Source organism: Sporosarcina ureilytica, assembly GCF_001753205.1.
GTDB classification, from domain to species: Bacteria; Bacillota; Bacilli; order Bacillales_A; family Planococcaceae; genus Sporosarcina; species Sporosarcina ureilytica.
In genome coordinates, this window is record NZ_CP017560.1 from 1,840,306 (window position 1) to 1,865,735 (window position 25,430).

The 25,430-nt window shown below is 38.0% G+C and carries 26 protein-coding genes; 15 read left to right on the top strand and 11 right to left on the bottom strand.

Annotated elements, in window-relative coordinates; genetic code table 11:
• Positions 1–77: 77 nt before the first annotated feature.
• Both BI350_RS09055 and BI350_RS09060 read right to left on the bottom strand, forming a co-directional pair.
• Positions 78–1,562 carry a catalase gene (locus BI350_RS09055; protein WP_075527803.1) on the bottom strand — a complete coding sequence of 495 codons (1,485 nt, stop codon included), beginning with the start codon at positions 1,560–1,562 and terminating at the stop codon, positions 78–80.
• Positions 1,563–1,968: 406 nt separating this feature from the next.
• Complete coding sequence (locus BI350_RS09060) at positions 1,969–2,745, bottom strand: NRDE family protein (protein ID WP_075527804.1); 777 nt, start codon at positions 2,743–2,745, stop codon at positions 1,969–1,971.
• A gap of 147 nt (positions 2,746–2,892) precedes the next feature.
• On the opposite strand from BI350_RS09060, the gene BI350_RS09065 reads away from it, so the two are divergent.
• Positions 2,893–4,341, top strand: a complete 1,449-nt coding sequence (locus BI350_RS09065; RefSeq protein ID WP_075529320.1) for an amidase — start codon at positions 2,893–2,895, stop codon at positions 4,339–4,341.
• A 25-nt stretch (positions 4,342–4,366) separates the two neighbouring features.
• Here BI350_RS09065 and BI350_RS09070 read toward each other — a convergent pair whose 3' ends face one another.
• On the bottom strand, positions 4,367–4,996 hold the full coding sequence (locus BI350_RS09070) for a glycerol-3-phosphate acyltransferase (protein ID WP_075527805.1): 630 nt from the start codon (positions 4,994–4,996) through the stop codon (positions 4,367–4,369).
• 221 nt (positions 4,997–5,217) lie between these two features.
• Between BI350_RS09070 and BI350_RS09075 the strand changes: the two genes are divergently transcribed.
• Complete coding sequence (locus tag BI350_RS09075) at positions 5,218–5,658, top strand: DUF948 domain-containing protein (RefSeq protein ID WP_075527806.1); 441 nt, start codon at positions 5,218–5,220, stop codon at positions 5,656–5,658.
• A gap of 14 nt (positions 5,659–5,672) precedes the next feature.
• Positions 5,673–6,125: a DUF948 domain-containing protein gene (locus BI350_RS09080; protein ID WP_075527807.1), complete on the top strand. Its 453-nt coding sequence runs from the start codon at positions 5,673–5,675 to the stop codon at positions 6,123–6,125.
• 149 nt (positions 6,126–6,274) lie between these two features.
• Here the strand turns inward: BI350_RS09080 and BI350_RS09085 are convergent, their stop codons facing one another.
• The 5 genes from BI350_RS09085 to BI350_RS09105 all read right to left on the bottom strand — a co-directional run bounded on the left by BI350_RS09085 (position 6,275) and on the right by BI350_RS09105 (position 10,503).
• Positions 6,275–6,721, bottom strand: a complete 447-nt coding sequence (locus tag BI350_RS09085; RefSeq protein ID WP_075527808.1) for a DUF948 domain-containing protein — start codon at positions 6,719–6,721, stop codon at positions 6,275–6,277.
• A 91-nt stretch (positions 6,722–6,812) separates the two neighbouring features.
• Positions 6,813–7,298, bottom strand: a complete 486-nt coding sequence (locus BI350_RS09090; RefSeq protein WP_075527809.1) for a DUF948 domain-containing protein — start codon at positions 7,296–7,298, stop codon at positions 6,813–6,815.
• 44 nt (positions 7,299–7,342) lie between these two features.
• On the bottom strand, positions 7,343–8,095 hold the full coding sequence (locus tag BI350_RS09095; RefSeq protein ID WP_075527810.1) for an arylamine N-acetyltransferase family protein: 753 nt from the start codon (positions 8,093–8,095) through the stop codon (positions 7,343–7,345).
• Between the two features lie 197 nt (positions 8,096–8,292).
• Positions 8,293–9,786 (bottom strand): peptide MFS transporter, encoded by a 1,494-nt coding sequence (locus tag BI350_RS09100; protein ID WP_075527811.1) that lies wholly within the window; start codon positions 9,784–9,786, stop codon positions 8,293–8,295.
• Between the two features lie 453 nt (positions 9,787–10,239).
• Positions 10,240–10,503 (bottom strand): PepSY domain-containing protein, encoded by a 264-nt coding sequence (locus BI350_RS09105; protein ID WP_211117154.1) that lies wholly within the window; start codon positions 10,501–10,503, stop codon positions 10,240–10,242.
• Between the two features lie 431 nt (positions 10,504–10,934).
• Here BI350_RS09105 and ahpC point away from each other — a divergent pair, with 431 nt between their 5' ends.
• Together ahpC and ahpF are read left to right on the top strand one after the other, a co-directional pair.
• A complete protein-coding gene (gene ahpC / locus BI350_RS09110) occupies positions 10,935–11,504 on the top strand; it encodes an alkyl hydroperoxide reductase subunit C (protein WP_075527812.1) in 570 nt (189 codons plus the stop codon).
• Between the two features lie 255 nt (positions 11,505–11,759).
• Positions 11,760–13,244: an alkyl hydroperoxide reductase subunit F gene (gene ahpF, locus BI350_RS09115; RefSeq protein WP_245698333.1), complete on the top strand. Its 1,485-nt coding sequence runs from the start codon at positions 11,760–11,762 to the stop codon at positions 13,242–13,244.
• Positions 13,245–13,277: 33 nt separating this feature from the next.
• Here ahpF and BI350_RS09120 read toward each other — a convergent pair whose 3' ends face one another.
• Both BI350_RS09120 and BI350_RS09125 read right to left on the bottom strand, forming a co-directional pair.
• Positions 13,278–14,135, bottom strand: coding sequence for an ABC transporter permease (locus BI350_RS09120; protein ID WP_245698240.1), 858 nt, complete (start codon positions 14,133–14,135; stop codon positions 13,278–13,280).
• The gene (locus BI350_RS09125) at positions 14,132–15,043 is read right to left on the bottom strand and encodes an ABC transporter ATP-binding protein (protein WP_075527814.1); all 912 of its coding nucleotides are present in this window, start codon (positions 15,041–15,043) and stop codon (positions 14,132–14,134) included. The genes BI350_RS09120 and BI350_RS09125 overlap by 4 nt, the downstream gene beginning before the upstream one ends.
• A 351-nt stretch (positions 15,044–15,394) precedes the next feature.
• Here BI350_RS09125 and BI350_RS09130 point away from each other — a divergent pair, with 351 nt between their 5' ends.
• From BI350_RS09130 to BI350_RS09170, 9 genes are all read left to right on the top strand, one after another.
• Complete coding sequence (locus BI350_RS09130; RefSeq protein WP_075527815.1) at positions 15,395–17,281, top strand: ABC-F family ATP-binding cassette domain-containing protein; 1,887 nt, start codon at positions 15,395–15,397, stop codon at positions 17,279–17,281.
• Between the two features lie 13 nt (positions 17,282–17,294).
• Positions 17,295–17,555, top strand: coding sequence for a NifU N-terminal domain-containing protein (locus tag BI350_RS09135; RefSeq protein ID WP_075527816.1), 261 nt, complete (start codon positions 17,295–17,297; stop codon positions 17,553–17,555).
• An 18-nt stretch (positions 17,556–17,573) separates the two neighbouring features.
• Positions 17,574–18,707 (top strand): virulence factor, encoded by a 1,134-nt coding sequence (locus tag BI350_RS09140; RefSeq protein WP_075527817.1) that lies wholly within the window; start codon positions 17,574–17,576, stop codon positions 18,705–18,707.
• Between the two features lie 209 nt (positions 18,708–18,916).
• Positions 18,917–19,342 carry a hypothetical protein gene (locus tag BI350_RS09145; RefSeq protein ID WP_075527818.1) on the top strand — a complete coding sequence of 142 codons (426 nt, stop codon included), beginning with the start codon at positions 18,917–18,919 and terminating at the stop codon, positions 19,340–19,342.
• Positions 19,343–19,485: 143 nt separating this feature from the next.
• Positions 19,486–19,923: a BrxA/BrxB family bacilliredoxin gene (locus tag BI350_RS09150; RefSeq protein ID WP_075527819.1), complete on the top strand. Its 438-nt coding sequence runs from the start codon at positions 19,486–19,488 to the stop codon at positions 19,921–19,923.
• Between the two features lie 185 nt (positions 19,924–20,108).
• Positions 20,109–20,702 (top strand): class I SAM-dependent methyltransferase, encoded by a 594-nt coding sequence (locus BI350_RS09155; RefSeq protein ID WP_245698334.1) that lies wholly within the window; start codon positions 20,109–20,111, stop codon positions 20,700–20,702.
• A 394-nt stretch (positions 20,703–21,096) separates the two neighbouring features.
• Entirely contained in the window at positions 21,097–21,681 is a 585-nt protein-coding gene (locus BI350_RS09160; protein ID WP_075527821.1) for a YpjP family protein, read from the top strand.
• 622 nt (positions 21,682–22,303) lie between these two features.
• Complete coding sequence (locus BI350_RS09165; protein WP_075527822.1) at positions 22,304–23,245, top strand: thymidylate synthase; 942 nt, start codon at positions 22,304–22,306, stop codon at positions 23,243–23,245.
• A 16-nt stretch (positions 23,246–23,261) separates the two neighbouring features.
• Positions 23,262–23,744, top strand: a complete 483-nt coding sequence (locus BI350_RS09170) for a dihydrofolate reductase (protein ID WP_075527823.1) — start codon at positions 23,262–23,264, stop codon at positions 23,742–23,744.
• A gap of 29 nt (positions 23,745–23,773) precedes the next feature.
• Here BI350_RS09170 and trhA read toward each other — a convergent pair whose 3' ends face one another.
• Positions 23,774–24,409, bottom strand: coding sequence for a PAQR family membrane homeostasis protein TrhA (trhA, locus tag BI350_RS09175; RefSeq protein WP_075527824.1), 636 nt, complete (start codon positions 24,407–24,409; stop codon positions 23,774–23,776).
• Between the two features lie 72 nt (positions 24,410–24,481).
• Between trhA and BI350_RS09180 the strand changes: the two genes are divergently transcribed.
• Complete coding sequence (locus BI350_RS09180; RefSeq protein WP_075527825.1) at positions 24,482–25,327, top strand: DegV family protein; 846 nt, start codon at positions 24,482–24,484, stop codon at positions 25,325–25,327.
• The last annotated feature ends 103 nt before the right edge of the window (positions 25,328–25,430 follow it).

Below are 25,430 nucleotides of genomic sequence, written 5' to 3' on the forward strand. Positions count from 1 at the left end.
AAACTTGTTTAGCCCCTAAAATCATAGAAAATAGGAAACAAAAAAGCAGCTGAAAATAGCTGCTTTTTCTAATTGAATTATTCTAATCCACCTGCTGCTTCAACTTCGCTCCATGGAATTTGAAGGGCTTCCGCAACGCCTTGGCCGTATGCCGGGTCTGCTTGATAGCAGTGGACAATATGGCGAAGTTTAATATGCTTATCAGCGGGTGCAATATCAGCTGCTGTATTTAAAAATAATGCTTCTTTTTGCTCGTCATTCATTAAATTGAATAACTTACCTGGTTGCTCAAAATAGTTGTCATCATCTTCAGCAAAATCCCAACGATCTGCGGCACCGTAAATATCTAGTGGTGGCTCTTTGTATTCAGGTTGTGCATCCCATTCACCGTATGTGTTTGGCTCGTAATGAAGTGTGCTTCCTAAGTTTCCATCGACTCTCATCGCACCGTCACGGTGGAAACTATGAACTGGACAACGCGGTTGGTTAACTGGAATCTGATGGTGGTTTACACCTAGACGGTAACGCTGTGCATCGCCATATGAAAATAAGCGGCCTTGTAGCATTTTATCTGGTGAGAAGCTAATACCAGGAACAACGTTTGCAGGTGTGAACGCTGCTTGTTCAACTTCCGCAAAGTAGTTATCAGGATTTCTGTTCAGTTGGAATTCACCAACTTCTATGAGTGGGAAATCTTTTTTATACCAAACTTTTGTTAAATCAAATGGGTTGTAAGGCATGTTTAAAGCTTCTTCTTCTGTCATCACTTGAATATATAATTTCCATTTCGGGAAATCACCTTCTTCAATTGATTCATAAAGATCGCGCTGATGGCTCTCGCGGTCTACGCCTACTATTTCAGCTGCTTCTTTATTTGTTAAATTTTCAATCCCTTGTTGTGAACGGAAGTGGAATTTCACCCATACGCGCTCATTGTCTGCGTTAATCATGCTGAATGTATGGCTTCCGAAACCATGCATCGTTCTATATGATTTTGGAATCCCTCGTTCACTCATGACGATTGTTATTTGATGAAGTGCTTCAGGAAGTGAAGTCCAGAAATCCCAGTTATTGTTTGCACTTCTCATATTCGTACGTGGGCACCGTTTTACTGCGTGGTTTAAGTCAGGGAAGTGAAGCGGGTCTCTGAAAAAGAATACCGGTGTATTATTTCCAACAACGTCCCAGTTACCTTCCTCTGTGTAAAATCTTACGGAAAATCCTCGAATATCGCGCTCTGCATCAGCAGCACCACGTTCACCGGCAACAGTTGAAAAACGGACAAACATATCTGTCTTTTTTCCTATTTCAGAGAAAAGTTTTGCACGTGTATATTTTGTGATGTCATTTGTTACTGTAAATGTTCCGTATGCACCAGATCCTTTTGCGTGCATACGACGCTCTGGAATGACTTCACGGTCAAAGTGAGCCATTTTTTCTAAAAACCATACGTCTTGGAGAAGCATTGGCCCTCTTGGACCAGCTGTCATTGAATTATGGTTGTCAACAACCGGTGCACCTGCCGCTGTAGTAAATCTTTTTTTGTTGTTTTTATTCGCCATTAATAATCACTCCTAGATAATAATCTTGATTACATTGTAATAATAACAAATAAGGGTGTGTGATTCTAGTAAAATGCTTTACTAAAAAAACGAGTTAATAATTGAAATAGGCACAGAGTTATGAGACTAGAATAGAAAATGCCAACTAGAGTATAGTACGATTGCAATACCACCCTGCATAGTAATGTTAATTATTGAATTTGCAGAATTAAATTAAGTATTACATACAGTTGTGAAGAATCTATGATGTGAGGAAAATACTGTAAAAAGCTGTGTGATAAATATTATGAGAGGCTAGGAAGTAATTGATAATAAGAATATTATAATTGAGAAAACCATCTCCTTAATGAAGGTGATTATATTCTTGAATATTCCGATTAATTTAATTGTAAAGGATAAGAACCATTTAGTCGAGTGGCGGTTGAATTCGAAACTTAAATTGTCGGTCATCTACAAATTTTCCTTCATAAAAAGTTCTTTCTATAAAAATAACATCATCGTGCTTTGTAACAAGCAATACAGTCGAACATCTTGTACCATAGTCAGCTGTGTTTATAAAAAGGGAAGATAGCTGTCGTTCCAACTCTAACCCAATGCCCGTATGAGGCAAATTGACATCTTCCGCTACGTCATCGTTTGCTAATAGATTGAAAAGGACTTCGGGTTGGAGCGTTTCATGTGTAGTAACATAATGGTGTAGCAAATTTTTTCCATTGACTACTTTAGGCCACGGTGTATTTAGAAAATGATTACTAAGTCCGTGGGTGCCTGGACGAACTTCATACGAACTGTTTTCTATATTATTATAATAAATGAGCTGGTTGGGATTACCAATAAGTAAATTAAAGCCGCTGTATAAGTTGTTATTTTTATTTATCCCTTCTATATAGTCCTTAGGTGAAGTATGGCCAGTTAGGTAACCGCTTACAATTTTACCGCGCGAGTTTTCTTTGCGTTGCATATGGACAGGACTACGATAATTTGTTAATGCGGCAAATCGCCCCTGTTTTGTTATCCCAAGCCATGTCCCTTGTTTTTCTAAATCTCGACCGGCTAGTAGTTGTGGATAATCTTCCCAAAAGTGAGCCATTGCTGTTGGACGTTCGTAAAATTCATCACGATTCGCTGCGACAATCAGTTTGTAATTCGGATGATTATGATAATGGAAATTAATTAAACACATCTTTTATGCCCCCTTACTACATAGTATACACTGAAAGAATGGTAGAAACAAAACGAAGAATTCAAACTTGTCTGGACGTTGATAAGGGGGTTCAACTATACTTTATGAATATAGGTTATCTCTTAATAGAAAGAACAGGTGATGGGAATGTTTGCGAAGAATCCTAATAAATTCAAAGTGGCGCAATCAGCTGTATTGGATGCTGATGCTATAAAATTATGCCAAATGATTAAAAATAAGCAAATCACATCGGTGGAAGCTACGAAAACTTATATTGAACATATCGAAAAAATGAATCCAACCATTAATAGTGTCGTAGAAAATCGATTTAATGAGGCATTGGAAGAAGCACAAAAAGCTGATTATCAACTTGCTAAAGGAGAAGCAACTGGTCAATTATTTGGTGTGCCGATAAGCATGAAAGAATCGTTTGACGTGAAAGGGATGCAAACGACTGGAGCACTTATACACCGAAAAGGGATGGTTCAAAAAAGAGACGCTGACGTCGTTCGTAAATTAAAGGAAGAGGGAGCAATTATACTTGGTAAAACGAATACCCCAGAGCTTTGCTTTTGCCAAGAAACGGATAATAAATTATTTGGAAGGACAAATAATCCGAGAGATTTAACAAGAACTGCTGGAGGTTCTAGTGGGGGAGAGGCGGCCACGATTGCCATAGGCGCGGCGGCAGCTGGATTAGGGTCAGATATCGGGGGTTCCATTCGAATTCCAAGTCATTTTAATGGAATTATTGGCTTTAAGTCTGGTAGAGGACAAATATCGTCGGAGGGGAGTTTCCCTTGTGAGGAGCATCCATTACAAAGCCGGATGCTCGGAATTGGACCGATGACAAAATCTGTACGGGATGTTGAATTAATCTATAATATTATCGCAAAACAAAAAACTGTGAAGAAAGAATTAGCTAATTTTACGGTCAGTGTTTTACCATCGACAGAATATCCATTATCAGTTGAGACTTCGGTACTTATTGGTTCAGTTTATGAAAAGTTAAGGGAAAACCTTTTGGTAGAGCGTGTATCACCTCCATATTTACATGAAAGCGCAGAACTGTGGCAAGAAATTATGTCCATCAATGGAGGGGAAATGGCCTACTCAGAAGCTTTCGCTAATAAAAAAACAAAACCTGTCGGGCAGTATGTAAAAGAAATTGTCAGTGGGACGGCGAAGAATCATCGTTATTTACTATGGGCACTTATCGGGGCTGCACTATTTAAGCCAACAAACAGTCGAATAAAAGAGATTGAAAAGATAGTGGAAGAAGGGGACGCGATATTGGATGATTATTTAGATAAACGAATTTTACTTTTCCCTGTTTATCATACGGCAGCACCGAAACATGGGGTAGTTTATAAAGAAATTTTTTCAATCCGTAAAACGTTTGAGAAATATATACCGTATGTGGCCTATGCGAATGTTTGGGGACTTCCGTCATTAACAGTTCCACTTGGAAAAGATCAATATGGAATGCCGATTGCTTTACAGTGCATAAGTAGAATTGGCAATGAAGATGCCCTGTTTCAGCTTGGTTATTTACTAGAAAAAGCCTTTTCAGCATATGAGCGTGTCCTATTTTAAAAAGACCGAGTGAATGGACTCGGTCTCATTTGGATTTACCAAAAACAGCAGAAACGCGCTTTTCTTCCCCAACTTTCATTCGCTTGAAATTTTCCATATGTTTGTAAAGCGCGATGATGAGTAGAATGACAGAAATAACCACCGACCATAAGCTAGGAAACTTCCAAATGGCAATCGCAATGAGCGAAAAGTAAAGTGTGAACACACCGATAACGATAAAATCGGTTACCAAAGTAGCGATGATAAATATGGCGAGTGCAATCAACCCGAATTCCCAATGAAGCGCCAGCAGAACACCAATAATCGTGGCAGTCCCTTTGCCGCCATTAAATTTCATGTAGAATGGAAAAACATGTCCTAAAATAACTGCCGCTCCTGCACTAAATAGAAAAATGGCAAGAAATTCCGGAGAAATTGTTATCCAGTTTAATGTATGACGCAACAGGATAATTGCTAATGCACCTTTTCCGATATCAACGGCCGCGACAAGCGCCCCATATTTTTTGCCTAACACAATCGTGGCATTAGACGCACCCGCATTTTTAACGCCTGTATCCTTTAAATTCACCCCAGAAAGCTTCTGAGCAACGATAGAGCCGTGTAAACAACCGATTAAATAACTGACTATAAGTATAGTAAGCAGCCAAAAAAACATACCTATTCCTCGTTTCAACTGTAATAGAATCTTACCGTTATTCTAGCAGAAAACCCTAGCCGAAAGCTGAAAAATTTAGTGTGATTAGACATTTACTAAAAGTTTATGCGAAATATATTTTAATGGTGAGTCACCAAAAGACAAAATACATAATTTGTAATCGAAATGTTTATTAAAGTTGAAGAATGTGGTATATGATAGAGAGGAGGAGGGATGATTGAATGCCGTTTATTTCAATTGCGACGTTTATCGTGACAATCGGTTTTGCACTTGTCTGTATTTATATTGCCATATTACTTCTTCGCGTTGCAGGGCTTCTAAAGTCAGTTGGACAAACAATAGATGAAGTGGAACGCCAATTAGATTGTACAGTTTTGGAAGCCGAACAGCTTATTTTAGGCATTGAACGCACAGCTACTGACGTAGAAGAAAAGTTACAAGCTACAACAGGTGTTTTTACTTCAGTGCAAGATGTAGGAATAGCTACTTCAATAATGAGTGAAGAGCTGAAAAGCCGAACGAAAAATTATAAACAAGACAAAGAACTACTAGGAACGAAACCTTTTATACGATCTATCCAATGGGGAGAATATGCATCGATATTATTTAAAGCTTGGCATCGTGGAAAAAAGGTTGGGCTTGAGACAAAGCCACAGAAATGAAAAGAGGGATTACTATGGATTTAACAGGAATTGGCGTATTGTTAATCGGTATCGCTATTTTAATACTAGCCATTTTCTTTGCACGTATTTTAAACAATATCGCTTCAATCTTAGGTGGTGTTGATAAGACTGTTGAACAACTGCCAAAACAATTGGACAATATGTTTGATGAAACAGGGAAATTATTAAGCAATAGTAATAATACACTATCAGATGTTAACGAAAAGCTAGGCACATTAACGCCGCTATTTCATGTCGTTGGTGACGTAGGTGAATCGACACGCCGTTTATCTTCTACGTTGGTCGATGTATCAAAGTCATCGAAAAGTAAATTAGATAAGGGCGATCCAAACGAACAAAAGAAAAAACTAGGTGGTCTATACGGTTCTACAGCACTTGGTTTGTATTTATTCCGTAAGCGTAAAGAAACGAAACAAAACGATGGTTGGAAAAGGTACGAATCATAAAAGAATTTCCTATGAGACGGTGAAAAGGTAAGGAGTAAATCTGTTTAAAGAGGACGGGCCCGTACCGATAAAAACTTTCTGCATAATAAAAAGAAGGGTGGAAATTTTGAAATTCCATCCTTCTTTTTTATGGCTAACTATAGGTAGCTTCAACGTTTTAATTGTTTGCTAACTTTTTTCAGCTCACCACTTTTTTGTGATAGGTAAAAAACAAACGAGAGAACACTGTAAAGTCCTTCATATTTTTTTCGATTTGAAACGGTTTGTGCTTCGGTCGCGTTTTCTTTCAATTCCGCTGTCTTATTCAACCATTGTAAAGAAACTTGTCGGGAAGCTTCACCGGCATCTCCAATGACTTGAAAAAGTGGGTGCACCGTATTCATTTGACGATTCACATTTTCTAATGTTTTGTTTACTTGTTGAAATATATCATGCGCTTGAGCGGCCCCGTCGTCTAACGTTTTTGGAAGACGGTCAGTGGTTTGTCGTGCGCTATCTAATAATGTCGCTAATTTCAAAAGGGGTTTTATGAGTACAAGTACAAGTATAAGTAGGGCGATACCAATAATAAGAACACCAATTCCGAGCCAGTCCATATGTACACCTCCATGTGTAAGTCAACAGATAAAGATTTTTATAAGCTGCTATAACACTTGATTCTTCGGTTACTTAAATCATCATCAAAATTTATTCGTGATACTCTAGCTTCTTTGGGGATTCAGGTATTTTTTTGTCTGACTTTACGCTTGCTGATTGTCTTTTTGCGTATTCTTTTTTAAATCCGTAATAGATTCGAGCAATGGTCTCGGTCACAACACTTGCTTGTTCCATTATTTTCCGTTCTTTTTCAGGTGGATTTGCAACTTTTTGTGCAATATCCTGGAATGAAACATCTAAGTGACGAGTTGTCTGTTCTAAATCTTTAGCGCTTTTGGATAGTTGCTCGAATGCTTGTAGTTTTTGCTCAGCATCTTCAGCAATATGATTTGTTTTTTCGAGTAATCCGTTTGCTTTTTCCGTAATGTTGGTTACTTTCGTTTCCACTCTACTTACTGTTTGTTTGACATCATCCATTGTTTTTTTAGCGCTCTTATAAGTAATGATGACAAAGATTGCAATAATGACTAACGCTAGCGCAGCAATTGCAGCACTTGCATAGAGTAAAAAGTTCATTTAGCGCTCACCTCCATTTTACTTCTCTTTATTTTGTACCACATTTACACATATTTCAAACTAAGTGAAAAAATGTTGTTCAGCGCAAATTCTTTTTCCTCAGGAGAAAGCTCAGTTTTTTCTGTTACGCCATTTATTACTTTAGTCAATGTGTGATCTTGAAGGGTAATCCGACCTGTTTCAGTAGCTAACGCAACAATATCAGTATGGGTAAATGTTGAGTCTTTTGAAACTTGGTTAAAAACGCAGCCTTCATGAAAATCAACCAACTCTTTTGTATCGCTGCTAAATCGATACAACGTTCGACGCACGCCGTCTATTTCACGAATCAAATCATACGTACGTTCAGTTTGTTGGGCTATCCTGTAAGTTTCGCCAATATCGGTTTTCATTATACCGTTTAATGGAACAGGTCTTCTAGGTGTTGCAGCACCGAATCCGACGTCGACTAGATATGGTTCATCCAAATAGACTAGGATTGTCGCGTGGGTGTCTGCCTTTGCCCATTCACCATTTGGTCTTAGCACTGTAGCACTTATTAAATGAGCAGTATACCCAAGATCTGTTAATAAAGAATGAAAGAGCCCATTTAATTCATAGCAATAGCCGCCGCGATTCATTTCAACAACTTTCTTATAAATCGTTTCTAAGTTTAAATAGATAGGCACTTTCCGGATGACATCTAAATTTTCGAACGGCACTTGCTGCAGATGCATTTTTTGTAGTTTAGCCAAACTGGTAAGGGATGGTTTCTCAAGCGGTGCGTTAATCCTTTTCAAGTATTGCTTCGTATTCATTTTTATCACCCCTTATAATCATACCTTAATTGGTAGAAAGAAGAAACGAACTTATTTTGAAATGCATTTTTATATTATAAGTGCTTCATTAGCATCCATAGGGAACTTTTATTATTGATTAGTTGATGTAAATAAAAAAGAGTACATATTCGCTTACGTGTTTATGCGTAAGCAATATGTACTCTTTAAAATATGAGTTAATGAACACCTTTCATAAAGCGAGAAATAATGGGTGATACGGCGAACAAAACAATACTTAAAACTATCGCAGCCCCGCCAATTATTCCAAAATAAAGCATTTCCGTCTCTACAGAATACAATTTAACAATCTGGGCATTCAATGCTTGCGCTGCGGCGTTAGATAAAAACCATAAACTCATCGTTTGCGCAGAAAATGCTTCGGGTGCAAGTTTTGTTGTTGCAGATAAGCCAACAGGTGACAGACATAATTCACCTAATACTAAGATGAATATGCTTAGAACGAGCCATAGTGGATTTACAAGTGCATTTGTACCGCCGAAATATCCCGGCACTAAAATGACAATAAACGATAAACCTGCAAACAATAAACCAAGCGAGAATTTACGTGGAATCGATGGTTGACGGTTGCCAAGCTTCACCCAAAGCCACGCAAAGACGGGCGCTAACATAATAATAAATAATGGGTTAAATGATTGGAAAAAAGCAGGCGAGATTCGAATCCCAAAAATGTTAAGATTCGTTCTTGTATCTGCGTAAAGCGCTAAAATCGTTGATCCTTGTTCTGCAATTGCCCAGAACATTACGGCTGCTAAAAATAGCGGTATGTAGGCAATAATTCGTGAACGTTCTTCGTCCTTTGTGTCAGGACTTCTATACATCACGATAAAATAAGCTGTTGGAATTAAGAACCCTAGAATTCCGACAATTAAAATAAATGATTCGAAAGTTAACCATCCAAGTGGAATTAGCACACTCACTAAAACGATAAGTAGTAATGTTCCGATTCCAAGGCGAGTATAAACTTTTTTCTTTTCTTCTGGCTTCAATGGATTTGCAGGTTGTACGCCCGCTAACCCAAGATTCTTTTTCTTTGTTACGACAAATAATACAAGTCCTAAAAACATACCAACCGCTGCAATCCCAAATCCAAGATGGAAGTTATGTTTCATTCCAACTTCTCCAACGATTAGGGGAGCTAAGAAACCACCCATATTAATCCCCATGTAAAAGATGCTGAAACCTGAATCTCGACGGTTATCTTTTTCGGCATAAATATCGCCAACTAAGCTAGAAACGTTAGGTTTTAATAAACCAGTACCAAGGACGATTAATATCATTGAAACAAAGAACAGCGTAAGACTGCCGGGAATTGCTAAAGCAATATGTCCAAGCATAATCAGTATACCGCCATAGAATACAGCTTTAGAAGTACCAAAAATGCGGTCCGCTAGCCAACCGCCAATGATACCAGACATATAAACGAGTGACCCGTAAATAGACATAATAGAAAGCGCTAATGGTTGACTAAGACCTAGTCCGCCTTTAGTGACTTCGTAATACATATAAAAGACAAGGATTGCACGCATTCCGTAATAGGAGAAACGTTCCCAGAATTCCGTAAAGAATAATGTGAACAATCCTTTAGGATGTCCGAAGAAACCTTTTTGTGGAACACTGTCCACGATTTCTTGCTTTGTTAATTTTGACACTTTTAATACCCTCCTTATGATTGTTTTATAATACAACTAAACCTTTTTAATTGTCAAAAATAACTTTTGTATATTAAAGATGTTGTACTATGAAGATTCTTGTTCATATTTAGTTAATAATAATTTTTGCAATATATTAATAATGTCGGATGAATTCTCGTTTGATCAGGAGAATGATTTCAGATTATATGTCAATTATTATCATTATTGATGAGAAAGGGTAACTTATCTTGAAGAAATAGAAGAAAATGAATTACAGTGATTTTATTCACATGACGACAAGTTAGCTTGTCCAGGGATTTCGCTAGTTAAGTGAGCAAATGAAAAAAAGGAATTGGCGTGCACTGCACAAGAAAAATATCGTGAACATCAAAATGGAGGAAGGGGAGGGGGATATCTCTATATAAAAATTGTCAGCCCTCTTACCATAGACCAGTAAGAAAGCCGACCTTTTTAGTCTCGTTTCATTTTAATAATTCTTCCTGTTTGCGCATCGATTTCAACTTCATATTTAATCCCTTGTCTATTAATGATGTCGACCTCATAGATAAGCATTCCGTTTTTAGTGTCCAATTCAATTTTTACGACTTCACCAGGAATTTGTTCAAGTGCAATGGCCATTGCATCTTCAATTGAAATGCGACTATATCGGCTATACTCATTCGGTTGCCTTTGTGCTTGCCAATGTGGATTATACCCATGCCAATGATTTGTCAAAAATATCTTCTCCTTTGTCATTATGCGTACTCTTTTTTATCTTATTCAACGAATAAAAGATTGTTCATTTTTTATACATATAATAAGAAAGGGAAACTAAGTAATGAAAAGCAGGCTAAAAATGTTCGCTAATTTGATTGGGAATAGTGCATGTTAATTGAGAATACAAATTCTTTCCATTACAATGAAGTAGAACGTATCGTTGTAGTGTTTAGTATTAAAACTTGCTATCATATCTAAAATTGTCAGCGAAAATAAAATTCAAAAGTGTTATTGTTGACAATTAGCGAATTGTATATGACAATAAGTTTGTAATTAGAATTATTATAGTTAAACAATAGTAGTTACTTAATAATTATTATTGTTTGTATAGGCGTTCATTCGCTTGCTTAAACTAACTATAGTAAAAATCACTTAGGAGGAATTTATTTATGTCACAAATCGGTAAAACAGTAGAAGAATTTAAAGCTTCAGCTTATAACGCGGGTAACGGAGAATTTATCGACGTTACAGATGAGAACTTCAAAGGAAAGTGGAGCGTTGTTTGCTTCTACCCAGCAGACTTTACGTTCGTTTGCCCAACTGAACTTGAAGACCTTCAAAACCAATACGCAACACTAAAAGAGCTTGATGTAGAAGTTTATTCTGTTTCAACAGATACTCACTTTACACATAAAGCATGGCATGATCATTCAGATGCAATTAGCAAAATCGAATATATCATGATTGGTGACCCATCACAAAGAATCTCACGTAACTTCGACGTACTAGACGAAGAGACAGGCCTTGCACAACGTGGTACATTCATTATCGACCCAGATGGTGTTGTACAAGCTGCAGAAATTAACGCTGATGGAATCGGCCGTGACGCAAGCACACTTGTAGGTAAAATCAAAGCCGCACAATACGTGCGTAACAATCCAGGTGAGGTTTGCCCAGCTAAATGGGAAGAAGGCGCAGAAACACTTAAGCCTAGCCTAGACCTAGTAGGAAAAATCTAAATTGAAAAGTGGGGGATACCCCACTTTTTTTATAGCCTTCGATGAATGTCCCAAATTTTGAAAGGGTATAATAGCGACTATTGTGAGATTTGAAGAGTCTTAAATTCATTTCAAAATTTGGTGCATTGTTCATTTGCGACGCAAGCAAAAAGATTGTCGCAAACAATCGAAATATGTTTAATGAAGATTATGTTAAGGAGTTTGATGAACTTGTTAGATAAAGATATTAAAGCGCAATTGGCCCAATACCTTGAAATGATGGAAGGCGACGTACTCTTAAAGCTAAGCGCTGGAACAGATAAGGTTTCGAATGAAATGATTGCATTAGTGGATGAATTGGCTTCTATGTCCTCTCATATTAAAGTGGAAAAAGCAGAATTAGAAAGAACACCAAGCTTTAGCGTCAATCGTGTAGGTGAAGAAACTGGTGTTACATTTGCTGGTATTCCACTAGGCCATGAATTTACATCATTAGTTCTTGCTTTATTACAAGTAAGTGGTCGTGCACCAAGAGTCGATGAAAAAGTCATTGAGCAAGTGAAAAATCTTGAAGGTGAATACCATTTTGAATCATATATTAGCTTGAGCTGTCAAAACTGTCCGGAAGTTGTCCAAGCGTTAAACGTAATGAGCGTGTTAAATCCGAATATCACGCATACGATGATTGATGGTGCGGTGTTTAAAGAAGAAGTAGAAAGCAAAAATGTGATGGCCGTTCCAACGGTATTCTTAAATGGTGAGTCATTCTCAAGCGGGCGCCAGTCAATCGAAGAAATTCTCGCCAAATTGGGCAGTGGACCCGACGCATCCGAGTTTGAAAATAAAGAACCATTCGACGTTCTCGTTGTTGGGGGCGGTCCTGCGGGTGCGAGTGCCGCAATTTATGCAGCGCGTAAAGGCGTTCGTACAGGCATTGTAGCAGATCGTTTTGGTGGCCAAATTTTAGATACTGCAACGATTGAGAATTTTATTAGTGTAAATCGTACGGAAGGTCCAAAGCTTGCAGCGAGCCTTGAAGAACATGTTAAAGATTATAAGATTGATGTGATGAATTTACAAACAGCGACCGGATTAGAGAAGAAAGATATGTTTGAAATCGAACTCGAAAACGGTGCAGTGCTAAAGAGTAAATCTGTTATCCTCTCAACGGGTGCAAGCTGGCGTAACGTCGGGGTGCCTGGAGAAGCTGAATTTAGAAACAAAGGTGTCGCGTACTGTCCACACTGTGATGGACCGTTATTTGAAGGAAAAGATATTGCTGTCATTGGCGGCGGTAACTCCGGTATCGAAGCGGCTATCGACCTCGCGGGAATTGTTAATCACGTAACTGTACTAGAGTTCGCGTCAGAACTAAAAGCAGATTCTGTTTTACAAGATCGTCTAAACAAACTTCCAAACGTAACTGTAATTAAAAATGCGCAAACGAAAGAAATTACTGGGACGGATAGCGTAAACGGGATTACATACATTGACCGTGATACAAATGAAGAACACCATATCGAATTATCAGGTGTCTTCGTTCAAATCGGTCTTGTGCCAAATACAAACTGGTTAGAGAATGCAGTCGAGCGTAATAAATTTGGTGAAATCATCGTAGACAAATTCGGTGCAACAAATGTACCGGGCGTATTTGGTGCAGGGGACTGTACAGATAGTGCTTATAAACAAATTATTATTTCGATGGGTTCAGGCGCAACGGCAGCTTTAAGTGCGTATGATCATATAGGGAAAACTGAATAATGAACAAAAGTGTAGTCTAGTCATGATGCTAGGCTACACTTTTTTGCGCATGAGGATTAATGAAAGACAAGAAAACACAATCGTCGTGCCAATTAAATAATACACGCTCCATCGGCTTTGGATTAGTACACCGTCCACCCGATAATGAACGCCCATACCTAATTGAAAAGATTCTTTCATGTCAATGGGGGCTTGTGCGAAAGCATCAAGCATAGCAGACTCCATCAAAATTTGGCGGAATAGGGATGCTGAATGTGAAACAGGAAATAATTTCACGATCGTTTGTAAATAATCTGGCAACGTACCTATCGGAATGTAAATACCTGCTAAAAAACCTAGAAGTGTTCCGAGCACTGTACTTGCCGCTGCAAAAGCATTGGATGTTTTAAAAAAAGAGACGATAAAAAGTACGATGGCACTACTTGACAGAACCGATAATAATATAACGCCAATTAAGTAGGGCAAGTGCGACAGTGCGATTTGGGATTCACCTTTTAAATTAAAAAAGACATACGCTACAATTAATGTCGATAAACACATGACAAAACCAACAAATAAAGCGCTTATAATATAGCCACCAACTAGCTTAGCTCTTGAAATTGGCGAAGCATAAAAATCCATATATCGTTTATTTGCTCGATCTTCAACTAAAATACCGAAAGCACCTAACGTCGTAGTCATCGAAGTAATGGCTAAAACACCTGCAAGAAACCACGAATGCAATAATGATTTTTTTGAAGGGAAATCAGGCAGTCCCTTAGATGTCACATCACCTAAAAAAAAGACGTACAACCCAATGAGTATGATAACGGCAAGCATCGAAAAGAAAACAGACGTCTTATCTCTAAAATATAATAAAATATTACGCTTTGTAAATGCTACCACCATCATTCACCTTTTTCCTTAGTTATCTTTAGAAAAACATCGTCTAAGCTAGACTTTTTCACTTCAAATGAAGCAATGTGTTCTTTATATTTTATTAATAAAGGTATAGCACACAATGTATCATTTAATGGAATGATAAAAAGAGTCTTTTCTTCTATAAATTGAGTGCTATTCTGGTCAAGAATCTCTTTAAAATTCACTGAATCAATCGGTGTAATAAAAAGTGAATCTGTCGAATAGTTATTTTTTAATTGTTCGGGTGTACCCTTTACGATAATTTCACTTTGATTCATTACAACGACATAATCGGAATTGGCTGCCTCCTCAATATAATGTGTCGTTAGAAAAACGGTCATTTTCGTTTCTTTTTGAAGTTGTAAAACAGTATTCCATAAACTGCTCCTGCTTTCTGCATCTAGTCCCGTCGTTGGTTCATCCAAAATTAAAATAGAAGGCGTGTGCAGGAGTGCACGTGCAATATCAGTACGTCGACGTTCACCTCCAGATAATTTACCATATGGTCTGTCAAGAAATGATTGTAGCCTAGTTAAAGTTGTCACTCTTTGAATCGCTTCTTTCAATTCCTTTTTTGACATGCTATATAATGCGCCACGAATTTCCAAGTTTTCTTTGACGGTTAACAATGGGTCTAGTAAGCTTTCTTGAAAGACGACCCCAATTTCTTGGCGTATCCGTGCGTCCTCTTTGCCGACCGTAAATCCTTTCACCTTTACCTCGCCTTTATCATGCTTTAACAAGGTTAATAAAATAGAAATTGTCGTTGATTTCCCGGCTCCATTCGTTCCTAAAAATGAAAATAGCGTACCTTCTTCAACGTGAAAGCTAATATTTTTAACAGCTTGCACGTTCCCAAAGGATTTTGTTAAGCCATTTACTTCAATAATTTTTGTCATATTTGCACCTCATTTTAATAATGAAGGTCTGTATTATTTACTCAAGAAGTTCGCTGAGATTTTCATAGACCTCGTGACATCTTATCGTAATTTCAACTGCATTATAAGATTAAGGATATCGATTGCCTTCATCACTTTTGAATGGTTGATTTAGTTAAATTGTACCATTCACATATAATTACGCAATGACACTTGGGATTACTCCTATCCTTTAAAGTAGGGGAGATTGAATTAAGATTTAGAAATTGATTTAATAACCTATCATCTACATGAAATGAGCGAAGTCATTCAAATACGCACTTAATTCGGTTATAATAGATGTACGTATGTTTTAGAAATGGAAGTGAATCAATGAGTCAATTGATCGTTGAAAAATTGTCCCATACCATCGGGGCGAAAACATTATTTAAAGAAATTGATTTTACGATAACAAGCGGAGAGAAAGTAGGGCTAATTGGTATCAATGGTACAGGTAAATCTACCTTACTGTCGATACTAGCGGGACTTGATGATGCAGATTCAATCACGATGGACCACCCGAATGATTACCGCATCGTTTATTTGCCGCAAGAGCCTGAAGTTGACCCTAAACTAACTGTGTTAGAGACGGTGTTTAAAAGCGATGCTCCTTTAATTCAGATGAACTTAGCTTATGAATATGCGGTACAAGCACTAACGGAAGACCCGGCTAATGAAGAAATCCAAAAGCAATTTGAAATCGTTCAAAATGAAATGGATACAAACGGAGGATGGGACTTAAACTCACAAGCGAGAACCATTTTAACGCGTCTTGGGATTACGACATTCGATAAAAAAATGGGTGAGTTATCAGGCGGACAACAAAAAAGAGTAGCACTTGCAAAAGTACTGATTGAACCATCTGATTTATTATTGTTAGATGAACCGACAAACCATTTAGACGTTGAATCTATCACTTGGCTCCAAGATTACTTAATGAACGAACAAGCGGCGGTTATTTTTGTTACGCATGACCGTTACTTTTTGGATGCTGTTTCTACGCATATTTATGAATTGGCGGACCAACAATTATATACCCATACCGGCAACTATGGTGATTTTATTGAATCAAAAGCATTGCGTGAAGAAATGCAAGCAGCGACAGAGAGTAAGTTACAAAATCGTTTCCGTGCCGAATTAAAATGGATAAAGCGCGGCGCACGGGCAAGATCGACGAAACAAAAAGCAAGAATTGGACGATTCGAAGAACTAAAAGAACAAGTGAAAAAAGACAATGTCAATGAAGAAATGGATGCGAACTTGAAGACGACAAGACTTGGCAGAAAAGTGATTGAAGCAACAAATCTCTCTAAGTCATTTGGCGATAAAAAAGTCATCGATAAATTTTCATGTTTACTCCAATCAGGAGACCGTATTGCTATTGTTGGACCAAATGGAGTAGGTAAGACGACATTGCTCAATTTGTTTTCCGGAGAAATTACTCCAGATGCCGGAGAATTGGAAAAAGGGTCAACGGTAAAAATCGCTCATTTTCATCAGCATATTCCCAAAATGGATGACCATAAAAGGATGATAGAATATATTCGTGAAACGTCAAACGATATTGAAGATGCTAGTGGGCAACGCATTTCGGCTTCACAAATGCTGGAGAGATTTTTATTCCCTTCTCGTGTTCACGGCACACTCATTGAAAAATTATCCGGCGGCGAAAGAAAACGATTGTATTTATTGAAGTTGTTAATGGAACAGCCAAATGTTCTTTTATTAGATGAGCCAACAAATGATTTAGACATAGACACATTGTCTATTTTGGAAGATTTTATTGAAACATTTCCAGGCGTCGTGCTAACGATTTCTCATGATCGATTCTTTTTAGACCGAACATCTTCTAAACTTTGGGTGTTAGATGGAACAGGGAAAGTTGACATACAAGATGGGGTTTATACAGATTACTTAGAAACGCTATATCAAGCTGAAGAAACGCCAGAAAAGCAACCGGAAGTTGAACCTAAAAAAGTTGAGAAAACAGTCTCAAAGAAAAGAATGTCCTATATGGAAAGGAAAGAGTGGGACACCATTGAACAAGAAATTGAGACCATTGAAATGAAAATCGAAGAAATTGAAACAGAAATGGAGTCAGCAGGCTCAGATTACGATAAACTAAGAGAACTGACCATTCAATTAGAAGAGAAAACAGCAGAGTATGAAAGATTATTTGAACGTTGGTCTTATTTGCAAGAATTACAGGAAAATATGTAGGAGGAGTTTATACATGAAAATTACATCAATTGAACGAACGCCAAATCCAAACTCAATGAGGATTGTTTTTGATACTGAGCTACCGGCAGGGACTAGTTATAATTATAAAAAAAGTGATGCAGACAATGCAATTGAACCAGCCGCATCTTTGTTAAAAGTTAATGGTGTTGAAGGAATTTATCACGTGATGAACTTTATGGCCGTGGAAAGAAGCGGAGACGTTGACTGGGATGTCATCATTCCTGAAATAGAAAAAGCCATCGACAATCAATAAAATGGGGAGGACTTTCAATTGAAAATCATTACGATTGAACCAACGCCGAGTCCAAACTCGATGAAAATTGTTTTAAATACAGAATTACCAGCTGGCACGAGTCATAATTATAAAAAAAGTGATGCAGAAACTGCGCCACATCCGATGTCTGAGTTGCTCCAAGTAAATGGCATCCGTGGAATTTATCATGTCATGAACTTTATGGCGGTAGAACGAGCTGGAAATGTTCCTTGGGAAGCAATTTTAGCTGACATACAAAACATCATAAATGACGATGAAAAAGTAGAACATTCAGCGACTGAAGAACAAGTGGATGACAAATACGGGGAAGTTTATGTTCATGTCCAAACGTATAAGGATATCCCACTGCAAGTAAAAGTATTTGATAGCGCATCAGAAGCGCGTTTTGGGTTAAGTGACCGTTTTGTAAAAGCAATGGAAGTTGTCCATAGTTCAGAAGTAGAGAACTATATTTTACTTCGAAAGTGGGCGGATTATGGCATTCGCTATGGTGAAAAAGAGGAGATTGGAGAAATCGTTGTCCAAGAAATCGAAGCTGCTTATCCTGATGAACGATTGCAAGAAATTATCAATCAGTCAAATGAAGGAAACGATGAACACGTTGTGCGCGGCCGAAAAGTAACTTTAGACGAATTTCAAGTGGATGAATGGGAAAAGCGTTTCCAATTACTTGATCAAATGCCTGACCCTGACATGTCAGATGCACCGCTCTTGGATGCAGCTCTAAATGATGAGAAAATGTCTATTCGTAGACTAGCAACTGTTTATCTCGGTATGATTGAAGATAAAGCAGTTGTTCCGTATATCGAAAAGGCTTTAAAAGATAAAAGTTGGGCGGTAAGACGAACAGCAGGAGATTGCATGAGTGACCTTGGTTTTGAAGAGTTTGAGGAAGCAGCAATTGAGCTACTTCAAGATCGCAATAAACTCGTACGTTGGCGTGCAGCGATGTTTTTATTTGAAACAGGTACTGAGAACGCATTACCTGCATTAAAAGATGCTGAAAATGATCCAGAATTCGAAGTTAAACTTCAAATTCGCATGGCCATTGCGAGAATTTCTGAAGGAGAAGAAGCACAAGGTTCTATCTGGAGACAGATGACTGAACTGCGTACGGGTGCAAAAGAATAATTACGCGTTGTGTATGAAGATGAAACTGCGATTCGCTTACAAATGTGAGTGAATCGCAGTTTATTTATACCAGTATATCTTGACGGCCAAGAGCAATATAATCGCTGCAAATAAAGTTTGGTATCAGCTTATGAAACTAAACATTGTTTAAAACGTCTCTATAAGTCATAGAATAATTCATTATCTATTTTGAGAGGAAGTTACACAATTTGAGGTTTATTAAATTTTTATTTAAAACGGTCATCATTATGGCTGTGTTAGGCGTAGGGGTTTACTTTATTGGTACGCATTTCTTATCGGCGAAAGTTGCAGACGTCGTTACGGAAGAACTTGAAAAAAGCGGCCAACTAGACGAGGCGAGACGTTTTGTTGACCAAACACCTGAATTGAAGCAAATGCTTGAAAGTAGTGCTAACGTTGACACAAGCACACTACCTTTTACTACAAAAGGAGAGGCTGTTCAAACAGTTGTTAAAAAAGTAGGCATTCGCGAATTGCAGTCTATCCAAAGTCGTTATGAAAATGGGATGTCGCCAGCAGAACAAGTTCAACTAATACATGAACTTGAAGGTAAATTAACAGAAGATGAGGCAACTGCTTTAAAATATATCATTTATAACGAATTGTATAAGTAAACGAGAAATCCACATCGATCTGCTCGTTATAAATTTTAAGCGTTTTAAATAAGTTATCGATTTTTGAGATGGTTCACTTTAAATTCGAATTGAATTCTGTATGATATTAGTAAAGCATTGCTGATTTTGAAAGGAGAATTATTATGAACGCATACGAAGAATTTATGCAAAGTGTTTACAAACCGATGCGTGAACATTTAGTTTTTGCCGGTTTTACGGAATTAGTGACAGAGGAAGACGTACAAGGAAAGATGGATTCAATAGAAGGTACAGCTCTTATTGTCATCAATTCAGTTTGTGGATGTGCAGCGGGGCAAGCGCGTCCAGCTGTCATTGAAGCATTACAGGAGGTTGAACATCAACCAACGCATCTCTTTACTGTATTTGCGGGTCAAGATAAAGAAGCAACTGCAAAAATGCGTGAATACTTCCCGGAAGTGCCGCCAAGTTCACCATCCATTGCACTTTGGAAAGATGGCGAATTAGCCTATTTTATGCCTAGAGAAGAAATTGAAATCAATCAGATGGAAACGATTAAAGAGCACCTACTAGGAGTGTTGAAACAATTCATAACGGCGTAGAAACAATTATTACGACAGGTGGGAGACCGGATGAAGTATCCCGTAAATTAGCATTAGACGCTTCGATAGAACTGCAGTATAAGTTTGTTGAACGAAATAAGCGCTCCATTGCACGGTTGCAAAAGGACTGTAATAGTGCAGTCTTAGTAGCGGGACACAATCGATATGAATTGTATCGACAAGGGATGGAAAAGCCTTTTTTCTTTCATCCCAATTCTGCCGCATACCGCATGAAAAGATTATTAAAAGGTGACATGGACCCGCTTATTGGCGTTTCGGAATTGAAAGAAGGAGATTCATTTCTCGATTGTACGCTTGGACTTGCATCGGATAGTATAATTGCTAGTTTTACGGTAGGAGAGAAAGGTCGAATTCTAGGGCTAGAAGGAGACAAAGACGTTGCGTTTATCGTGGAAAAAGGGCTTAAAGCATTTCCGACTTCATTAGAAGAAATGCAGCATGCAATGCAACGAATTGAAGTAAAACAAATAGACGCCATTTCCTTTTTAGAGTATGAACAGGATTGTAGTTGGGACATCGTGTATATCGACCCGATGTTTAGTGCCCCGATAGATGAATCTTCTAATTTCACACCATTGCGACAAGTAGGTTTACTAGGTCAATTAAGTGAAAAGTGGATTGAAGAAGCTTACCGTGTCTGCAAACGACGTGTCATTATTAAGGATCATTTTAATTCTTTAGTTTTTGAGCAGTTTAAATTCCGACAGATTGTAAGACCGAACACGAAGTTTCATTTTGGTTACTTGTCGAAGGAATAAAAAAAGGCTATCTGGCTTTGGGTACCAAAGCCAGATAGCCTTTTTGTCTTGCTTCAGGCACTAGAAATTCGGGTCATAAGCTAGGTTGATTCCGCGACAAAGAGCACCACGCCACCACCCTATCTTATGCCTGTCCATCTGTAAGCGCCTTCAGTTTTTCTGTGATTAATGCGTGAAGTTTAGTGAGCATAGGTAAGCAAGTAGTCCGAGTAATCCAATACCCATTAATAGTGAAACATCCATCTGTAAAAACCTCCTTCAAAAAAAGGGCAATACATATTTATACTTTTATTGTACAATGAATAAGAGAAAGATGAAACCTTTTCACGGAAAATTCGTTACTATTTATGACAAAGATTGATAGAATATACATAATTAAAGGTGGGGTGCTTGGATGAGGTGGCTTCAAAAGTTTTTAATTGTAACCGTTGCATTTTTAACACTTGGAATTATTACGCCGACCCACGACATTTGGAATGGCCTCCAAGATAAAGGGAATACCAGGCAAGTAGGTCCAACTGTACAGTCGGATGAAGCGTACTTCGAGTTTACCGAATCAACGATAGTAAAAGAGACGCCTTCCATAGAAGACGTATTTATCGAAACAGCTCGTGAGTTATCTTACGAAAAGTTCGGTTCGAAAATCGGCCCGGTCATTGGTGATGAGTTCGATGAAGTGATTTTCCCGAAAATTGACGAAGTCATCCGCATGACGTTAAATGATGCTATCGAACCACAAATAGGACAACTAGCGATTAGCGAAAAACCTGCCGGTAATTATTCGGAAAAGATTTTTAATGTGTACGATAAGGATGAAGGAAAAGATTTGATTCTCTTTCACGTCAGAACGGATAAACGACCGCAAGACGGCTACTTTTTTAATTTCCATTACCACTTAGCGGATGATGATTTTACGAAACATTATTCATTAGGTGATATCTATTGGTCGAAAAATACACCTCCTAAATGGTTATCCTAACATTTGGGAGGTTTTTTGCACTCGATTTATTGGTTGATAATTCAAATTTTATGTTAAAAATGAATTGACGCTTTCGATCACGCAATCGATACATTTTATGAATTTGGTTTTACTATGTTAAAGCTCTCAAACTCTTCGCCAGTTGTTAGCAAAAGGCATACTTAGACGGTGCACATGTTTGCGAAGTGTTTAAAGAGTAGAAGAAGTTGTGACGATTGTGGATGATAAGCTTTTAGTCAGTTTATAGTTGCCTGGCAGGTGGAATAGATATAAAACACTGATTACGTTAGTTATGTGTGTATATAAATTAATATATAAGGAATTTCTGTTGATTGGAGTGCAGAGCGGCGACTCCGGAGGGATAAGCGTGACAGGTAAGACCCCACAGGAGCGTGTTTTTCGCGACGAGGAGGCTTACCGCACGCCCCTCGGAACGCGTCCGCTCGGAACGGAAATCAACATAGTTTAAGTGGTATTTTTAAAAAAGGAAATCTTCACTATCCAAGAGAAAACTCATGCTTAATTAGTACCCCAAAAAAACTTGACTAAAGCGTATAGACTTCAATAAGTGAAAAGTTGTATCTAAGTTGTTATACTAAAACTATTGTTAGGAGGATTTATCATGAAACAGTATTTAGAACTTTGTAAGTATGTACTTGATAACGGAGTACAAAAAGGAGATCGTACCGGAACGGGTACGTATAGCACATTCGGCTATCAAATGCGTTTCGATTTACAAGAAGGATTTCCTTTATTAACGACGAAAAAGACAGCTTTTCGTTTAATTACATCAGAATTATTATGGTTTTTAAAAGGAGACACGAATGTTAGAACATTGATTCAAGAACGCAACCCCATTTGGGATGAGTGGGCGTTCGAACAATGGGTAAACAGTGAAGAGTACACAGGACCAGATATGACGGATTTTGGACTGCGCGCAACAAAAGATGATGAGTTTGCAGAAGTTTATAAACAAGAAATGGATGCATTTAAACAGCGTGTGCTTGAAGATGAAGCATTTGCAAATAAATATGCAGATCTTGGCCCAGTTTACGGAAAGCAATGGCGTTCATGGGCGACAGAAAATGGTACAATCGACCAAATTAAAAATGTGATTGATAGTATTAAAAACAACCCGGATTCACGCCGCCATATTGTGACAGCATGGAACCCATCAGAAGTTGATGATATGGCATTACCGCCGTGTCATGCATTATTCCAATTTTACGTAGCAGATGGAAAGCTATCCTGCCAACTGTATCAGCGAAGTGCTGACATTTTCTTAGGCGTACCGTTTAACATCGCATCATATGCGCTATTAATTCATTTAATTGCATTGGAGTGCAATTTGGAAGTTGGTGAATTTATCCATACGTTAGGGGATGCGCATATTTATTCAAATCATGTAGAGCAAGTGAAAGAACAATTACAGCGCGAACCGAAAACTTTACCAACGTTACGAGTGAATATTGAGGGGAAATCAATTTTTGACTTAGAAACCAAAGATATTTCTGTCGAAGGTTACGATCCGCACCCTAGAATTAAAGCGCCGATTGCTGTTTAAAAGGAGAAAAAGTACAATGATTTCATTAATGGTTGCACATGACCCTAATCGAGTGATAGGGATAAATAATGATTTACCGTGGCATATTCCAGAAGACTTGAAGTACTTTAAAGAAAAAACGATGGGAAAAGCGATGGTAATGGGGAGAAAAACGTATGAGTCGATTGGACGTCCTTTACCAGGTAGGCTAAGCATTGTTGTTACGCGAAATAAGTCTTATTCGGCTGAAGGCGTTGTCGTTGCGCACGAATTAGATGAAGCCATTCAAAAAGCGAAAGAATATGCGGATGAAGTAATGATCATTGGCGGTGCTGAAATATTTAAGCTTATGATGGACATTGCGGACAGATTATATATTACAGAGGTACATGAACACTTTAAAGGGGATACATTTTTTCCGGAGTATACCGATGGTTGGAGACTAACAGACAAGTCGGAAGTGATGACTTCAAAAAATGGGACAACCTTTTCATATTTAATTTATGATAAAGAAAAATAAAAGAGGGGACGTGGCGCCCTCTCTTTTTTTTAAGTATATAACAAGACGCTAAAGTACATACAAGCGCCTCCTGCGATAACGAAGAAATGCCATATTGCATGGTTGTAAGGGATTCTTCTCCATGCATAAAAGATTGAACCAATTGTGTAAAATAAACCGCCACTAAGCAACAATAGAAATCCTGGAATCGTAATACTATGGATAAGTGGTTTTATGGCGATTAAAATAAGCCATCCCATGATGATATAAAAAACAAGTGAAACAAATTCATAGCGGTGAATAAAAAACACTTTGAATACAATTCCGAGGACGGCAAGTCCCCAAATGACACCAAATAATGACCAACCGAGGGCACCTTGGATGGAAATTAGTAGAAATGGTGTATACGTTCCGGCAATCAATATATAAATTGCGGAATGATCGAGAATTGAAAACATTTTTTTGAATTTCACAGGCATACTATGGAGGAGTGTACTCATTAGAAAGAGCAGAAGCATTGACACACCAAACACTGTATAACTGACAATCTCGAGAGCAGTTCCTGCCTCAATCCCTTTCAGTACTAACAGAAAGAATGCGGGTATTGTTAAAATAAATCCAAACCCGTGTGTAATTGCATTCCATAGTTCTTCTCTTTCAGTTTTATAATCAAACGCAGTATTCATATAGAAAACCTCCTGCCTAATATTATACAAATATATCTATAAGAAGACCACTTTTTTGAGAGGTGCATTTAGTTGAAATCTATTTATATTGTGACGGACTCAACAGCTGATTTGAATGAACAAGAGATTGAAAAATATGGTATCCATGTCGTGCCATTAACAATTCAAATTGACAATGAAACGTTTATTGATGGTGTTGACGTCAGACCAGATGAGTTTTTAAATTTAATGGCGAATGCCGAGGAGTTGCCAAAAAGTTCACAGCCGGCAGCAGGTGTCTTTAAAGAGTTATATGATGAACTTGGAAAAGACGGAAGCGAAATTATTTCAATACATATGACAGGCGGCATGAGTGGTACAGTGAAGTCAGCTGAGACAGCAGCAAATATGTCAGATGCTTCAGTAACCGTTATCGATTCGATGTACATTTCCCATGCTTTATCGTTTCAAGTAATTGAGGCTGCTAAAATGGCACAAGAAGGTCATTCGGTTGATGAGATTGTGAATCGACTCCAAGTAATTCGTAAACAAACAGCCCTTTACGTTGTTGTGGATAAACTCGATAACTTAGTAAAAGGCGGAAGAATTGGGAAAGGTCGAGCAATGATTGGATCATTATTAAATATTAAACCTATTGCCACCTTACAAGACGGTGTATATACGCCAGTGGCACAAGTAAGAAGTCATCGCCAAGTAGTCAAACATTTATTTAAAGCGTTTACTGAGCAAACTACTGGGAAAATAATACGTAAAGTCGGAATTTCACATGCCAACGGGCTCGCAATGGCAGAACCGCTAAAGAAAATGATTGAAGAAACTGGCATAAAAGACGTTGCACTTACTTTCACAACCCCAATTATTAGTACACATACGGGCGAAGGTGCTATAGGTTTTATGTTTTACACAGAGATCGAATAACTATAAAGTCATTTTGAAAACTATAATTGAATATTTTCACCCTGAAATATGCAGCATAACTGATTAAGCGCATATGCTAAAATTTAAGGAGTATAACGATTCT